Origin of the sequence: Pseudomonas sp. s4 (assembly GCF_046764235.1) — a bacterium.
Lineage (GTDB): Bacteria > Pseudomonadota > Gammaproteobacteria > Pseudomonadales > Pseudomonadaceae > Aquipseudomonas > Aquipseudomonas asiatica.
Window position 1 is genome coordinate 2,218,664 of the sequence record NZ_CP177209.1, and the last position, 15,523, is coordinate 2,234,186.

Genomic DNA, 15,523 nt, shown 5'->3' on the forward strand with positions numbered 1-15,523 from the left:
CCGCTTTGCGGCCCGATCGCGACACAAGGCCGCTCCTACCTGAGATTGCCTTACTTCAGCTCGATCTGCGCGCACAGCCCGCCGCCTGCGCGGTTGCTCAGGGTCAGTCGGCCGCCCATGGCCTGGATCAGCTGATGGGCAATCGCCAACCCCAGCCCGGTGCCGCCGGTGCTGCGGTTGCGTGAGCCTTCCACGCGATAGAACGGCTTGAGTACTTCATCCAGTTCGCCACCGGGGATGCCTGGCCCGTTGTCGAGCACTCGGATCACGGTCAGGTCCCCTTCGCGGCATACCTCCAGCTCGGCAGCACCAGCAAACTTGAGGGCGTTGTCCACCAGGTTCACCAGCACCCGACGCAGGGCATGCGGGCGGGTTTCCAGCAGGCTGCCGCTGCTGCCATGGCGCAGCACCTGGGCACCACTGTCCTGGTAGTCGAACACCAGGCTGTCGAGAAAGGCATCGAGGTTGACCCGGCACGGTGCCTCGGTGCTGGTATCCATGCTGCGGGCATAGGCAACGCCTTCGCGCACCAGATGCTCCATCTCGCCAAGGTCGTTCCACAGCTTGTCCTTCTCTACTCCTTCGTCCATCACTTCGACACGCAGTTTCATGCGCGTGATCGGTGTTTGCAGGTCGTGGGAAATGGCCGCCAGCAACTGCATGCGTTCCTTGAGGTAGGCAGCGATGCGCGCCTGCAGGGCGTTGAAGGCCACGGCGGCGTAGCGCACCTCGCGCGGGCCGCTTTCATCCAGCTGCACGCCAGGCTTGTCCGGGTCGAGATTGTCCACCGCGCGGGCCAGGCGGGTCAGCGGGCCGATCGCCAGGCGTACCGCCAGCCAGGTGCACAGCAACAGCACGGCCAACTGGATCAGCAGCACCACGGGCAGCCAACGTGCCACCGGGAGCGGCGACGGGGTTACGTCGATGGTCAGCGGAGCGCCATCGGCGAGGGTCAGGTGGGCCTGGAAGTGCGCATTCGGGCCGGGGATTTCCTGGAAGGAAAGGCGATAGTCGGCGCCAATGGCCTTGACGATCGAGTCCGCGGCCATGGGCGGGTCGCTGGTCGGCATGGCTTCGCCCGCCAGGCCCTGGTCCAGCCGGTAGCGGTAGGTACGCCGCTCCAGACGCGGCAGCCAGGCGGGGCGCTCGGCCGCGGGCAGGCGGTCGAGGATGGCCACCGAGGTGGCCACGTCCTGCTCCAGGGTGCTGAGCATCATCGAGCGGCTGCTGATGTAGCGCTCGTAGGCCTGCAGGCCGAACGACAGGCCGTAGGCCAGCACCAGGCCGGTGAAGAAGATAAGTGCCAGGCGCGAGGCCAGGGTACGTGGCCACTTCATGATGGTGACTCGAGCAGTTGCACCGGCAGCGAGAACACGTAGCCCTCGCTGCGCACGGTCTTGATGCAGCTGGGTTCGCGGGCGTCGTCACCCAGGCGCTGGCGCAGGCGGCTGACCAGCAGGTCGATGGAGCGGTCGAAGATGTCGGCTTCGCGGCCCTGGGTCAGGTTGAGCAACTGCTCACGGCTGAGCACCCGCTGCGGGTGGTCGAGAAACACCCGCAGCAGGCGGTATTCGGCACCGCTCAGGGCTACCAGGGTGCCTTCGCTGTCGAGCAGGTGGCGCGCGGTGGTGTCCAGCCGCCACTGGCCGAAGCCGAGCAGGCGGCTGCTTTCGCTGATGGTCAGGTTGGGCGGCAGCATGCGCGTGCGGCGCAGCACGGCGTTGATGCGGGCCAGCAGTTCGCGGGCCGAGAACGGCTTGGTCAGGTAATCGTCGGCGCCCATTTCCAGGCCGATGATGCGGTCGGTTTCGTCGTTGCGGGCGGTCAGCATCAGCACCGGGGTGTTGCGGTGCTTGCCGGCGCGCAGCTCGCGGCACAACAGCAGGCCGTCGTCGCCGGGCATCATGATGTCCAGGACGATCAAGTCGACGCTGTTGGCTTCGAGAAAGGCGCGCATCTGCCGGCCGTCGGCGACGATGCTGGTGCGCAGGCCGTTCTTCTTCAGGTAGTTGCCGACCAGTTCGCGGATTTCGCGGTCGTCGTCGACGATCAGGATGTGATCGACGTGTTCCATGCGCTGCGTTCCTGTTCAAGAGGGGATGGGCGCAGTGTACCGAGCGCGTTCGCGCTTGCCTGCGGGGGTTTGTATTGCAGTGTATCTGCCATGCGTACAGACACAGGAGGAAGCACATCACAGCTTCGGGCGACACATACGGGATACCTGGCCGGCGTGAAATGGCTCTCGACCGGGGAGCGCAACTCCCCACCCTCAAGCGTTACACAGGAGAGATGCCATGAACTTCAATACCTTCGCCCGTGCCAGCCTGCTTGCCGTGCTCAGCTTCGGCGCCATTGCCGCCCAGGCCTCCACCATGCCGATGGACGACAGCGGGGTCATGCAGTACCGCTACGGTGACCACCTGGATGTGAAGAAAGTGCTGTCGATACAGGATGACCAGAGCGACGCCTGCGGCCTGGTGAACACCCGCATGGACTACCTCGACTCCAAGGGCCAGCGGCAGAGCGTGCAGTACCGCACCTATGCCACCGGCGGTTGCCATGAGAATTGATCGCCGCTTGTTGTTGAAGGTTGGCGGCATTGCCCTGGCGCTGGCCGGCCTGGGTCTGGGCGGGCACCTGATGGCCCGCGACAGCTACGGTGCCATGCCGTCGCTGTCCGGCGCCAGCCAGTGGCTTAACTCGGCGCCGCTGGATGGCCCCGGGCTCAAGGGCAAGGTGGTGCTGGTGGACTTCTGGACCTGGGACTGCATCAACTGCCGGCGCAGCCTGCCGCATGTGAACGAATGGGCGCGGCGCTATGCCGACCAGGGCCTGGTGGTGGTCGGTGTGCACACTCCGGAGTACGACTACGAGCACGATGTAGGCACCTTGCGTGACAAGGTGGCCAGGCTGGGGATCGCTTACCCGGTGGCGGTGGATAACGACTACAAGGTGTGGAATGCCTGGGGCAACCAGTTCTGGCCGGCACACTACTTTGTCGACCGCAAGGGGCAGGTGCGCCATGTGCACTTTGGCGAGGGGGATTATGGTGGGCAGGAGCAGGTGATACAGACGTTGCTGGATGAGAAAGGGTGAGTTGTCTGTGCCGGCCTCTTCGCGGGCTTGCCCGCTCCCACAGGGATTTGCGTAATCAGTGAAATTTGCGCAGTACCTGTGGGAGCGGGCAAGCCCGCGAAGAAGCCGACACCTGTCTGTCAGGTGAAACTGGCAAAGTGCGCCTGCATCCGCGCCGCATCCGCTTGGCGCCCGCTGAACAACTCGAACGCCTTCACCGCCTGGAACACGGCCATGTTGCTGCCATCCAGGGTGCGGCACCCCAGTGCCCGGGCGGCGCGCAGCAGTTCGGTCTCCAGCGGGAAGTAGATGATCTCCGCCACCCACAGGCGAGCATGCAGCAGCTCCACCGGCAGCGGCGTGCCCGGCAGCTTGGCCATGCCCACCGGTGTGGTGTTGACCAGCCCGTCCGCCTCGGCCAGGGCCGTGGCCAGGTCGGTGCCGACAACGGCGCGCCCGGCACCGAAATGGGCATTCAGGTTGTCCACCAGGGCCTGTGCACGGGCCACGTCCACTTCGAACAGTACCAGCCGCTCGACCCCTTCACCCAGCAGGGCATGGGCCACGGCCGAACCTGCGCCACCGGCACCCATCTGCACTACCTGGCGCCGTGCCACATCCGGCAGGCCACGGCGCAAGCCTTCGGCAAAGCCCAGGCAATCGGTGTTATGACCCACCCGCTTGCCGTCCTTGAGTACCACGGTGTTCACCGCGCCGATGCCGCGGGCTTCGTCCGACAGTTCGTCGAGCAACGGCAGGATCGCCTGCTTGAACGGGTAGGTGATGTTTAGCCCGGTGAAACCGGTGTGCTGGGCAGCGTCGAGCAGGCCGGGCAGGGCGCTGTCGTCCAGTTGCAGCTGGTCGGCATCGATCAGCCGGTACAGGTAGCGCAGCGCCTGGGCATCACCTTCGTGTTCGTGCAGGGCAGGGGTGCGCGACAGCTGGATGCCGCGGCCGATCAGGCCGGCGAGGATGGCTTGCTGGCTCATGCGCTGCGCTCCTGCAACATTTCGGCAAAGTGGCTGATGGCCATGCGATAGCCATGGCTGCCCAGGCCGCAGATGACCCCGACGGCGATGGACGATATGAACGACAGGTGACGGAACGGTTCGCGCTTGTGCACGTTGGACAGGTGCACTTCGATAACCGGCACTTCGCCGGCCACCAGGGCATCGCGGATGGCCACCGAGGTGTGGGTCCAGGCACCGGGGTTGATCACGATGCCGGCGCAGCGGCCACGGGCGGCATGGATCCAGTCGATCAGTTCACCTTCGTGGTTGGTTTGGCGGAATTCGATTTCCAGGCCGAGGGAATGGGCGGTGTCGGCACAACCCTGGGCCAGGTCGGCGAGGGTTTCGTGGCCGTACTGGGCAGGCTCGCGGGTGCCCAGCATGTTCAGGTTGGGGCCGTTGAGTACGAGAATAAGGGGCTTCATGACGGGCATCGCTTTGTTGTTGTTGGATGCTTCCTAGTTTTGTACCGCCTGGTTAGTTTAGTCAATTGGACTAAACCGCTGTTCCGGGAAAGTGGGCGATTATCGAACCCTCAGCAACTCAGACTGGATTACAAAATTGTAATTTTCCCGCCACCGCCCCGATAAGCGCGGCTTTCTACAGTCCCTCGGCAAATCTCGCCGACGAGGACTGTTTCGTGCCCATCCCCCGCAAGACCGCCTTGCTCTGCCTGTTGCTGGCTGGCGCCGGCACTGCCCACGCCAGCCAGAGCCTGAGCCTGCCCCAGGCGCTAGACGCCGCCTTTGCTCAGAACCCGGAGCTGGCCGCAGCCGGACGGGAAATCGGCATTGCCGATGGCGAACGGCGCCAGGCCGGGCTGATCCCCAACCCGGAGCTGTCCTGGGAGGTCGAGGACACCCGCCGTGACACCAGCACCACCACTGTCACCCTCAGCCAACCGCTGGAGTTGGGCGGCAAGCGCGGCGCACGCATCGCCGTGGCCGGTGCTGGCCAGGCCATTGCCCTGCTGGACCTGGAACGCCAGCGCAACGGCCTGCGCGCCGATGTGATACAGGCCTTCCACGCGGCCCTGCGCGCACAGACCGCGCTGGATTTGGCGCAGCAATCGCAGGCGTTGACCGAGCGTGGGCTGCGAGTGGTGCAGGGGCGGGTGACCGCTGGCCAGTCATCGCCCGTCGAGGCCACCCGGGCCCAGGTGCAGTTGGCCCAGGCCCAGGCTGAAGTGCGCCGTGCGCAAACCCAGCGCAGTGTGGCCTACCAGGCCCTGGCACGGTTGACCGGCAGCCCGCTGGCAAGCTTCGACCAGTTGCAGGCAGCCAACCTGTCCCCCGGTGATGCACCCAGCGCCGATGCTCTGCTCGACCAGGTCGAGCAAACGGCCGAATGGCGCCTGGCCGCCGCCCAGGTCGAGCGCGGCGAAGCGTCCCTGGGATCGGAAAAGGCCCTGCGTATTCCCAACCTCACCGTCAGCCTTGGCAGCCAATACAGCCGCGAAGACCGCGAGCGGGTCAATGTGGTGGGCCTGTCGATGCCCTTGCCGCTGTTCGACCGCAACCAGGGCAACGTGCTGGCCGCGGCCCGCCGTGCCGACCAGGCGCGTGACCTGCGCAACGCCGTGGAGCTGCGCCTGCGCAGTGAAACCCGCAGCGCCGTCAGCCAGTGGACCACGGCCATGCAGGAAGTGCAGGCCTATGACCGCACCATCCTGCCTTCTGCCCAGCAGGCCGTGGACACCGCCACACGCGGTTTCGAAATGGGCAAGTTCGCCTTTCTCGATGTACTCGACGCCCAGCGCACGCTGATCGAGGCACGCGGGCTGTACCTCGAGGCGCTGGCCTCGGCGACCGACGCGCGGGCACAGGTCGAGCGGATCTATGGCGACCTCGATGAGCTGAGCAACAAATTGAACAGCAGGAGCAACAATGACTAATCCACGCAAGATAGCCCTTCTGGCTGCCGCCATTGCCGCGCTTGGCCTGGGTGGCCTGGCCTGGACCGGCAACCTCGGCAACGCATCAAGCACTGAAGCCCGGCACGACGACCACGGCGAAGACAGCCACGGCCACGGCGAGGAACAGGCCGGCGAAGGTCACGAAGAAGAGGCGGGCAAGCTGCACCTGTCCATCGCCCAGATCGAAGCTGCCGGTGTGCAACTGGCCGATGCCGGCCCTCGTGAACTGGGCACCGCCATCAGCTTCCCGGGTGAAATCCGCTTCGACGAGGATCGCACTGCCCACGTCGTGCCACGTGTGCCCGGTGTGGTCGAGTCGGTGCAAGCCGAACTGGGCCAGGCGGTCAAGCGTGGTCAGGTGCTGGCGGTAATTGCCAGCCAGCAGATTTCCGACCTGCGCAGCGAACAACAGGCTGCCCAGCGCCGCCTGGAACTGGCGCGCCTGACCTTCCAGCGCGAACAGCAGCTGTGGCAGGAGCGGATCAGCGCCGAGCAGGATTACCTGCAGGCCCGTCAGGCGTTGCAGGAAGCAGAGATTGCCTTGGCCAACGCCCGGCAGAAGGTCGCCGCCGTGGGCCCGGCCGGTGCCGGCAACCGCTATGAACTGCGCGCGCCGTTCGATGCAGTGGTGGTGGAAAAGCACCTGACCGTGGGTGAGGTGGTCGATGAGACCAGCAATGCCTTCACCCTGTCTGACCTGAGCCGGGTCTGGGCCACCTTCGCCGTCGCCCCGCGCGACCTGGACAAGGTGACCACCGGCCGCAATGTCACGGTCAGCGCGCCGGACCTGGGTGCCCGGGTCGAGGGCAAGGTCAACTACGTCGGCAGCCTGCTCGGCGAGCAGAACCGTGCCGCCACTGTCCGCGCCACGCTGGCCAACCCCAACGGCGCCTGGCGCCCCGGGTTGTTCGTCAACGTCGCGGTCAGCGTCGAACGCTTCAACGCCGCCGTGGTGGTACCAGAAAGCGCATTGCAATCCTGGGAAGAGCAAACCGTGGTGTTTGCCCGTACCGAGGAAGGCTTCGAGGCCCGCCCGGTGAAGGCCGGCCGCCGCGACGCCGGCCTGGTGGAAATCACCACCGGCCTTGCCGCCGGAACCCAGGTGGCCGCTGCCGGCAGCTTTGTCCTCAAGTCCGAGCTGGGCAAGGGCTCGGCCGAGCACAGCCATTGATCACGGGGACACCTGCATGTTCGAACGCCTGATCCAATTCGCCATCGAGCAACGCCTGGTGGTGATGCTGGCCGTGGTCCTGATGGCCGCGGTGGGCATCCACAGCTACCAGAAACTGCCGATCGACGCTGTACCGGACATCACCAACGTCCAGGTGCAGATCAATACCGCCGCACCTGGCTATTCGCCGCTGGAGACCGAGCAGCGCATCACCTTCGCCATCGAGACCGCCATGGCCGGCCTGCCCGGGCTCAAGCAGACCCGCTCGCTGTCGCGCTCGGGCCTGTCGCAGGTCACGGTCATTTTCGACGACGGCACCGACCTGTTCTTCGCCCGCCAACTGGTCAACGAGCGCCTGCAAGTGGCGCGTGAGCAGTTGCCCGCCGGCATCGAAGCGGGCATGGGGCCGATTTCCACCGGGCTAGGTGAAATCTTCCTGTGGACGGTGGAAGCCGAGCAGGGCGCGCTGAAGGAAGACGGCACACCCTACACCCCGACCGACTTGCGGGTAATCCAGGACTGGATCATCAAGCCGCAGTTGCGCAACGTGCCCGGGGTGGCCGAAGTCAACAGCATCGGCGGCCATGCCAAGCAGTACCTGATTGCGCCGGAGCCCAAGCGCCTGGCAGCCTACAAACTCACCCTCAACGACCTGATCGCGGCGCTGGAGCGCAACAACGCCAACGTCGGCGCCGGCTACATCGAGCGCAATGGCGAGCAGTTGCTGATTCGCGCGCCAGGCCAGGTGGCGTCGGCCGAGGACATCGCCAATATCGTCATCTCCAGTGTCGATGGCACGCCAATCCGCGTCAGCCATGTTGCCCAGGTCGGCCTGGGCGAAGAGCTGCGCTCGGGCGCGGCCACCGAAAACGGCCGGGAAGTGGTGCTGGGCACGGTGTTCATGCTGATTGGCGAGAACAGCCGCACGGTGGCCCAGGCGGTCGCCGCCAAGCTGGTCGAGATCAACCGCAACCTGCCCAAGGGCGTGGTCGCGGTGACGGTGTACGACCGCACCAACCTGGTGGAAAAGGCCATCGCCACGGTGAAGAAGAACCTGGTCGAGGGCGCCATCCTGGTCATCGCCGTGTTGTTCCTGTTCCTGGGCAACATCCGCGCTGCATTGATCACCGCCATGGTCATTCCGTTGTCGATGCTGTTTACCTTCACCGGCATGTTCAGCAACAAGGTCAGCGCCAACCTGATGAGCCTGGGCGCCCTGGACTTCGGCATCATCGTCGACGGCGCGGTGGTGATCGTGGAGAATGCCATCCGCCGCCTGGCCCACGCCCAGCAACGCCATGGCCGCATGCTGACCCGCACCGAGCGCTTCCATGAAGTGTTCGCTGCCGCCCGTGAGGCGCGCCGGCCGCTGATCTACGGCCAGCTGATCATCATGGTGGTGTACCTGCCGATCTTTGCCCTGACCGGGGTGGAGGGCAAGATGTTCCACCCTATGGCCTTTACCGTGGTCATCGCCCTGCTTGGTGCCATGATCCTCTCGGTCACCTTCGTGCCGGCGGCCATTGCCCTGTTCGTCACCGGCAAGGTCAAGGAAGAGGAGGGCCTGGTAATGCGCACGGCGCGTCAGCGCTATGCCCCGGTGCTGGCCTGGGTGCTGGGCCGGCGCAAGCTGGCATTCGCTGCCGCCGCTACCTTGGTGTTGTTGTCCGGGGTGATGGCCAGCCGCATGGGCAGCGAGTTCATCCCCAGCCTCAGCGAAGGCGACTTTGCCCTGCAGGCCCTGCGCGTGCCGGGCACCAGCCTGTCGCAGTCGGTCGACATGCAGCAGCGCCTGGAACAGGCGATCATCGCCCAGGTGCCGGAAGTGGAACGGGTGTTCGCTCGCACCGGCACCGCCGAGATCGCCTCCGACCCGATGCCGCCGAACATTTCCGACGCCTATGTGATGCTGCGTCCGCGTGAGCAATGGGGCGACCCGGGCAAGCCGCGTGATGAGCTGATCGCCGAGGTACAACGCGCCGCCGCCAGCGTGCCGGGCAGCAACCACGAGCTGTCGCAGCCGATCCAGCTGCGCTTCAACGAGCTGATTTCCGGGGTGCGCAGCGATGTGGCGGTGAAGCTGTTTGGTGATGACATGGACGTGCTCAACCGCACCGCAGCGCAGATCGCCAGCAGCCTGCAAGGCGTGCCGGGCGCGTCCGAGGTAAAGGTCGAGCAGACTACCGGACTGCCGGTGCTGACCATCGATATTGACCGCGACAAGGCGGCCCGCCATGGCCTGAACGTGGGCGATGTGCAGGACGCCATTGCCATTGCCGTGGGTGGCCGCACCGCCGGTACGCTGTACGAAGGTGACCGCCGTTTCGACATGGTGGTGCGCCTTTCGGAAACCCTGCGCACCGATGTCGACGGGCTGGCCAGCCTGCTGATTCCGGTGCCGGCCAGTGCTGCTGCGGGTGCCGGGCAAATCGGCTTCATTCCGCTGTCGCAGGTAGCCACGCTGAACCTGCAGCTGGGGCCGAACCAGGTCAGCCGCGAGGATGGCAAGCGGGTGGTGGTGGTCAGTGCCAACGTGCGCGGGCGTGACCTGGGCTCGTTCGTCGAGGAGGCAGAACAGACGCTGATCCAGCAGGTGCAGATACCGCCGGGTTACTGGACCCGCTGGGGCGGCCAGTTCGAGCAGCTGCAGTCGGCGGCCGAGCGCCTGCAGGTGGTGGTGCCGGTGGCCTTGCTGTTGGTCATGGCGCTGTTGCTGATGATGTTCAACAACCTCAGGGATGGCCTGCTGGTGTTCACCGGCATCCCGTTCGCCCTTACCGGCGGGGTGCTGGCGCTGTGGTTGCGCGACATTCCGTTGTCCATATCCGCTGGCGTGGGGTTCATTGCCTTGTCGGGGGTGGCGGTGCTCAACGGGCTGGTGATGATCGCCTTTATCCGTAGCTTGCGGGAGGAGGGGCGCACGCTGCGGGCAGCGGTCGAGGAGGGCGCGCTGACGCGCTTGCGGCCGGTGCTGATGACGGCACTGGTGGCGTCGCTGGGGTTCATCCCGATGGCCTTGGCTACCGGGACCGGGGCCGAGGTGCAAAGGCCGCTGGCGACCGTTGTGATTGGCGGGATTCTGTCGTCCACCGCACTGACCTTGCTGGTGTTGCCTGCGTTGTATCAGTGGGCGTATCGGCGCGAAGAGGTGCAGGAGGGGTGAGCGTTTTGGGGCTGCTTTGCAGCCCATCGCGACACAAGGCCGCTCCTACAGGGGACCGCATCAGCCGCAAATTGACGCGATCCCTTGTAGGAGCGGCCTTGTGTCGCGATGGGCCGCAAAGCGGCCCCAAATTCTCAAACAGTACGACGAGCCCCAGCCCTTGCACCGTCGCCCCCAGCCTCATCATGCAACGAAATCCGCGAAGTCTCCGGCAACGCCAAACCACCCACCAAAGCCACCAGCGCAATCACCACCAGGTAGAACGCCGGTGCCAGGCTGCTGCCGGTCTGCCCGATCAGCCAGGTCGCCACCAGCGGCGCAGTGCCGCCAAACAGCGTATAGGCCACGTTGTAGGTAATTGCCGAAGCGGTATAGCGGGTGCGGGTGGGGAAGCTTTCCGACAGCAATGCCGCCGTGACCACGCCACTGCACAGCGCTCCCACCGCCAGCAGGATCACTCCCAGCAGTGCACCGGGCATCGAGCCGGAACTGGCCAGCCAGTACGCGGGGAACACGCACAGCATCACCCACAGGCAGGTAAAGCCGATGGTCTTGCGTCGCCCCACGCGGTCCGAGAACGCTCCGGCCAGCGGGCAGCCGACTGCGGCGAACAGCAGGGCCACGGTGGTTACCAGCAGCGATTGCGCGCGGGTCAGGTTGCCGACCAGTTGCAGGTAGGTGGCGAAGTAGGTGGTGAACATGTAGAACGACAGCGCGGTCAGCGAAATGAAAGCCCCCAGGTTGCGGATAGCCCGGCCATGGTTGCGCAGGGTTTCCTTGAGCGGCGAATGTTCATGCTCCTTGCCTTGGGCGATGGCTTCGCGGAACGCCGGTGTTTCTTCCATGCGCCAGCGCAGGTACAGGCCGACCAGCCCCAACGGCGCGGCGATCAGGAACGGAACGCGCCAACCCCATGCATTCATCGCCTCGGCCGACAGGCTGGCTTCCAGGCCATAAGCGATCACCGCCGCGCAGGCAAAGGCGGAAAAGGTCGACACCGGCACGAAGCTGCCATAGAAGGCGCGCTTGTCGTTGGGCGCGTGCTCCATCAGGTAGGCGCAGGCCCCGGCATACTCGCCACCGGCAGAAAAGCCCTGCAGGCAGCGCGCCAGGGTCAGCAGCGCGGGGGCTGCCAGGCCGATGCTGGCGTAGGTCGGCAGCAGGCCGATGAGGGTAGTGGAGCCGGCCATCAGCAGGATGGTCAGCGACAGGATGCGCTTGCGCCCCAGGCGGTCACCCAGCGCGCCGAACACGATGCCGCCCAGCGGGCGCAGGGCGAAGGCCACGGCGAACACCGCAAAGGTCTTCAGCAAGGCCACGCTGGCGTCTTCGCTGGCGAAGAACTGGCTGGCGATCAGGGTTGCGAGAAAGCCGTAGACGGCGAAGTCGAACCATTCGACGAAATTGCCGATGGCCGAGGCGGCGATCACCCGGCGCAGGGTGGCGGGGGATACCTCGTGAGGTGTGGGCATGCGAGTGCTCTCCGGTTCCATGGGCAGGCATGATGAAAGTGGCGCGGTCGGGCCGCGCCATCATTGTTGTGCTTGCCAGTAGATCGCCGGGTGCTGGAGGACGCTTTGTCGAGGGCGACCTCGGGATACCTGATTCAACCGCGAGCTGTTCGCTTGGCACGGTCCACTGTAGATACCGTCTTGACCCTCACCCTGCAAGAGGGATTTTGGGGTCAAACGGTATCCCCGACTTCACCACCCCATAAACCAGGTGCAGCAGCTTGCGCATCGCCGCGCAAACGATCTGTTTATAGGCTTTGTGTCGGCTGTTCAACCGCTCTGCCAGTGCCTTCACGACAGGGTTGTACCTGATCGAGACAGTGCCTGACATCCACAAGCCCGCCCGCAGCCTTGAGGCGCCTGTACGCGAGATAGTGCTCTGACCTATGAACTCTCCCGATTGCTGCACTACCGGGTTCAGGCCTGAGAACGCGACGATCGCAGAAGAGCTTTGGTATTTCAGTGGATCGCCCAGTTCGGCGAGCAGCAACGTAGCAGTGGTGTCACCCAAACCATCTATCGAAGTAATCAGATCACGTCGCTTGCGCAGGTCTGGATCATCATCGATCGTCTGTTCGATGGCCTTCCTGGTCTTTTCCAGTTCTTCGGTGATGTGCCCGATGACGTCTTGAATCGACTGCTGCACCGCATCCTGTGCGACATCCAAACGATTCTGCTCCATCTGGCGCATTTCCTTGAGGTCGTCCAGTCGCCGCACCAGAGCACGCAAACGGCGCTGTGCAGGTGGCTCCGGCTCCCACTGGCGAAGCGAGGCCGCCTTCTGCTGGCCATAAGCAGCAATGACTTTGGCGTCAGCTTTATCGGTTTTGACGCGCCGAAGCTCCACGTCAGCGAATTTCGCGATCACCGCCGGGTTCAGAATACACACCCGATAACCTTGGTTGTGACAGTGCTCGGCTAACGCTTCGTGATAGGTGCCTGTGGCCTCCATAACGATCCAGGCGCCTGGTTCGGCATGGCGCTCAAGCCAATCGCTGAACTGCTTGAACCCTCCAGGATCATTGGACAGCTTGGCTTTGGTGCGCGTCTTGCCGTTGGGAAGTGGGGTGGCAATGTCGAAAGATTTTTTGGCGACATCAACGCCAACAAAGGCGGACATGATCTTCTCCTTCAAACTACGAAAGTCGATCACCCTACACTCAGTTCAACCTTGTTAATGCGTGCTCACGCCGGGGGCGGGCACTAGATACCGTTCGAACTCGTCGAGTGGGGTTGAAAGGCCAGAGCGTTATCTACAGTGCGGGCTCGATGCCCTTGGAGCGGCTCCGCTTCAAGACCTTCCCTCGATGATCAGTCGAGAACTTTCGCCTCTTGGGAGGCGAAAGTCGAGATACAAGGAGCGGCCTTGTGTCGCGAAAGGGCTGCGCAGCAGCCCCTCGATTGCAGCTTCGCTACTGACATCGCCGGGGCCGCTCTGCGACCCTTTCGCGACGCAAGGCCGCTCCCACAAGAGCCAATGCAGGCCGGGATGTTCATGCAAGACAGGCCATGCGCTCAGAAGCGCATGTCCAGCGCCAGTTCGAAGGTGCGCGGCGGCCCCATGTAGTACTGGCTGTTGTAGGCCTGCTTGGCATACACCTCGTCGGTCAGGTTGCGTACCCGACCGGTGAGCGTGGTGTGTTCATCCAGCCGGTAGCGGGCGAACGCACCGAACAGGGTGTACGCCGGGGCCTTGAGGCTGTTGGCGTTGTCGGCATACACCGAGCCCACGTAGCGCCCGTCTGCCCCCACCGACCACGCCGGGGTCAGGCTGTAGGTAAGCCACAGGTTGGCGACGTTGGCCGGTACGTTCACCGGTGCGTTGCCCTTGCGCGACACCGACACGCCGTTGACCGCCTCGTTGAACTCGTCGTACTGCGCATCGACATAGGCATAGTTGGCCTCGGCCAGCAGCTTCGGCGTCACCTGCAGGCGCCCGGACAGCTCGACGCCGCGGGAGGTCTGCTGCCCTGCCTGGACCGTGAGGTTGGCGTCGTTGGAGTCGCGCACGGCAAAGTCCTTGCGCACGATCTGGTACAGCGCCAGCGTGGCCGCACCGCGCCCGCCGAGAAAGTCGAACTTGCTGCCCACTTCCCACTGCTCGCCCTTGGACAGGTCGAACATCCCGACGTTGGAATAGGTCGCCGCCGCCAGCGAGCCTGCCGGCAGGTCGGCAGAGGTACTGTACTGCGCATAGACGCTGGCGGACGGGGTCAGCGCATACGTCAGGCCGATACGCCCGGAAAGCGGTTCCCAGCGGCGTTCGAAGAACGCCGGCGAGGTTGGCGTCACCGCGCCGTAGTTGGTCACCTGCATGTCCAGGTAGTCGTAGCGCAGGGCGGTCAGCAGGGCCAGGCGTTCGGTGAGTTGCAGGCGGTTTTCGGCAAACACCGCGCGGTTGGTCACCTCATGACGGCGTTGCTTGGTCAGGCCGGCATTCACCCCGGGGATGTCGTCGAAGCTGCCGGGGGCGAAGTGCTCGGCATCGACCACGTCGCTCCAGCTGCTTGAGGTGGGGTAGAGGGTCTGGCGCATGCGCGAGTACTCCAGCCCCAGCGACCACTGGCTGGCCAGGCCGAACAACTGGTTGTCGTGGCGCAGCTCGATGCGGTCACCCAGCAGGTTCTGGTCGTGGCGCTGCAGGTAAGGGCTGCTGCGTCGTACCTTGCCATCGCTGGTGTAGCTGTAGCGTTCGAGGTTGCGGTAGTCGCGCTGGGCGTTGTAGTGGTACAGCGTGTTCTGCACGCTGGTGCTGTCGCTGAGCTGGTAGTCGAGGATCGAGCGTAGCCAGCGTACCCGCTGCTCATAGCGCCCGTCGCCGACGTTGTAGTTTTCGAAGCGGCGGCTGTTGTCGATCTTCATCGTGCTGCGCCCGGGCAGGATCGGCGAGCCCCAGTAAGGGCTGTCTTCGCGGTCTTCCTGGTATTCCAGGGCCAGGGTGTGGGTGAGGTTGGGCGTGAGGTCGCTCAGCAACGAAAAAGCCAGGCTGTCTGTGTGCCGTTCGTTGCGGTCGATGTAGCCGTTGCCCTGCCCGCGGCTGAAGTCCAGGCGCATGAAGTGGCGGGCATCGGCGGGGTTGCTGGCCAGAGCCTGGTTGATGCCGAACGCCACTTCGCTGTCGTCGAAGCTGCCATGGCGGATACGGCCGTCGATGGTCTGCTGATCGCGGCTGGCCAACTTGGTGATGTAGTTGATCGAGCCGCCGACCGCGCCGGCACCATGCAGGAACGACGACGGCCCGCCAATCAATTCGACGCGGTCGAGTACCCAGGCATCCACTGGCCGGGTGGCGCTGCTGTAGCCCAGGTTTATGCCGTTGTACAACTGGGTGACCTGGTTCTGGGTGAAGCCGCGGTAGGCGACGAAGCCGCCAAAGCCCGGGTTGGCCGAGGCGTTGACGCCGGTCATGGCGTTGATCACGTCCTGGCTGTCCTTGGCGCCGCGCTCTTCGATCAGGCGGCGGTCCGAGACGCTGACCGAGGCTGGCGTTTCCCGCGCGGTGAGGCCCAGGCGCGAGCCAGTGCGGATCGGCTCGTCCAGTTGCACGCCGCTGGCGGCGTCGCGTTCACCGTCGATGGTGGTGGCGCTCAGTTCTACCGGGGCAGCATCCGCCCAGGCAAGGTTGCAGGTGCCCATGAGGAGCACCAGGGAGGTTTTGCGAAGCATGTTGGTGTGTCT

At 64.9% G+C, this 15,523-nt stretch carries 12 protein-coding genes; 5 read left to right on the forward strand and 7 right to left on the reverse strand.

Annotation, left to right across the window (positions count from 1 at the left end):
- Positions 1 to 50: 50 nt before the first annotated feature.
- Positions 51 to 1,337, reverse strand: coding sequence for a sensor histidine kinase (locus tag ACK56M_RS10550; RefSeq protein WP_015269763.1), 1,287 nt, complete (start codon positions 1,335 to 1,337; stop codon positions 51 to 53).
- Complete coding sequence (locus tag ACK56M_RS10555) at positions 1,334 to 2,074, reverse strand: response regulator (RefSeq protein WP_003250463.1); 741 nt, start codon at positions 2,072 to 2,074, stop codon at positions 1,334 to 1,336. Before ACK56M_RS10555 ends, ACK56M_RS10550 begins: the two co-directional genes overlap by 4 nt.
- Before the next feature lie 220 nt (positions 2,075 to 2,294).
- Between ACK56M_RS10555 and ACK56M_RS10560 the strand changes: the two genes are divergently transcribed.
- Both ACK56M_RS10560 and ACK56M_RS10565 read left to right on the forward strand, forming a co-directional pair.
- Positions 2,295 to 2,570, forward strand: coding sequence for a DUF2790 domain-containing protein (locus tag ACK56M_RS10560; RefSeq protein WP_054572704.1), 276 nt, complete (start codon positions 2,295 to 2,297; stop codon positions 2,568 to 2,570).
- On the forward strand, positions 2,560 to 3,096 hold the full coding sequence (locus tag ACK56M_RS10565) for a thioredoxin family protein (protein WP_411959447.1): 537 nt from the start codon (positions 2,560 to 2,562) through the stop codon (positions 3,094 to 3,096). Before ACK56M_RS10560 ends, ACK56M_RS10565 begins: the two co-directional genes overlap by 11 nt.
- A 119-nt stretch (positions 3,097 to 3,215) precedes the next feature.
- Here the strand turns inward: ACK56M_RS10565 and ACK56M_RS10570 are convergent, their stop codons facing one another.
- Together ACK56M_RS10570 and aroQ are read right to left on the reverse strand one after the other, a co-directional pair.
- On the reverse strand, positions 3,216 to 4,064 hold the full coding sequence (locus ACK56M_RS10570) for a shikimate dehydrogenase (RefSeq protein WP_015269766.1): 849 nt from the start codon (positions 4,062 to 4,064) through the stop codon (positions 3,216 to 3,218).
- Positions 4,061 to 4,510, reverse strand: a complete 450-nt coding sequence (gene aroQ, locus ACK56M_RS10575; RefSeq protein WP_013971975.1) for a type II 3-dehydroquinate dehydratase — start codon at positions 4,508 to 4,510, stop codon at positions 4,061 to 4,063. Before aroQ ends, ACK56M_RS10570 begins: the two co-directional genes overlap by 4 nt.
- A 215-nt stretch (positions 4,511 to 4,725) precedes the next feature.
- Between aroQ and ACK56M_RS10580 the strand changes: the two genes are divergently transcribed.
- Genes ACK56M_RS10580 through ACK56M_RS10590 form a run of 3 tightly spaced genes read left to right on the forward strand, consistent with a single transcriptional unit; the run spans position 4,726 to position 10,334 of the window.
- Entirely contained in the window at positions 4,726 to 5,979 is a 1,254-nt protein-coding gene (locus tag ACK56M_RS10580) for a TolC family protein (protein WP_411959448.1), read from the forward strand.
- The gene (locus ACK56M_RS10585; RefSeq protein ID WP_015269768.1) at positions 5,972 to 7,171 is read left to right on the forward strand and encodes an efflux RND transporter periplasmic adaptor subunit; all 1,200 of its coding nucleotides are present in this window, start codon (positions 5,972 to 5,974) and stop codon (positions 7,169 to 7,171) included. The genes ACK56M_RS10580 and ACK56M_RS10585 overlap by 8 nt, the downstream gene beginning before the upstream one ends.
- 16 nt (positions 7,172 to 7,187) lie before the next feature.
- Positions 7,188 to 10,334: an efflux RND transporter permease subunit gene (locus ACK56M_RS10590; RefSeq protein WP_054572703.1), complete on the forward strand. Its 3,147-nt coding sequence runs from the start codon at positions 7,188 to 7,190 to the stop codon at positions 10,332 to 10,334.
- A gap of 134 nt (positions 10,335 to 10,468) precedes the next feature.
- Here ACK56M_RS10590 and ACK56M_RS10595 read toward each other — a convergent pair whose 3' ends face one another.
- From ACK56M_RS10595 to ACK56M_RS10605, 3 genes are all read right to left on the reverse strand, one after another.
- Positions 10,469 to 11,806, reverse strand: a complete 1,338-nt coding sequence (locus ACK56M_RS10595) for an MFS transporter (RefSeq protein WP_015269770.1) — start codon at positions 11,804 to 11,806, stop codon at positions 10,469 to 10,471.
- Positions 11,807 to 11,993: 187 nt separating this feature from the next.
- Positions 11,994 to 12,965: an IS110 family transposase gene (locus ACK56M_RS10600; RefSeq protein WP_411959049.1), complete on the reverse strand. Its 972-nt coding sequence runs from the start codon at positions 12,963 to 12,965 to the stop codon at positions 11,994 to 11,996.
- Between the two features lie 395 nt (positions 12,966 to 13,360).
- Positions 13,361 to 15,511, reverse strand: coding sequence for a TonB-dependent receptor (locus ACK56M_RS10605; RefSeq protein ID WP_411959449.1), 2,151 nt, complete (start codon positions 15,509 to 15,511; stop codon positions 13,361 to 13,363).
- Between the last annotated feature and the right edge of the window lie 12 nt (positions 15,512 to 15,523).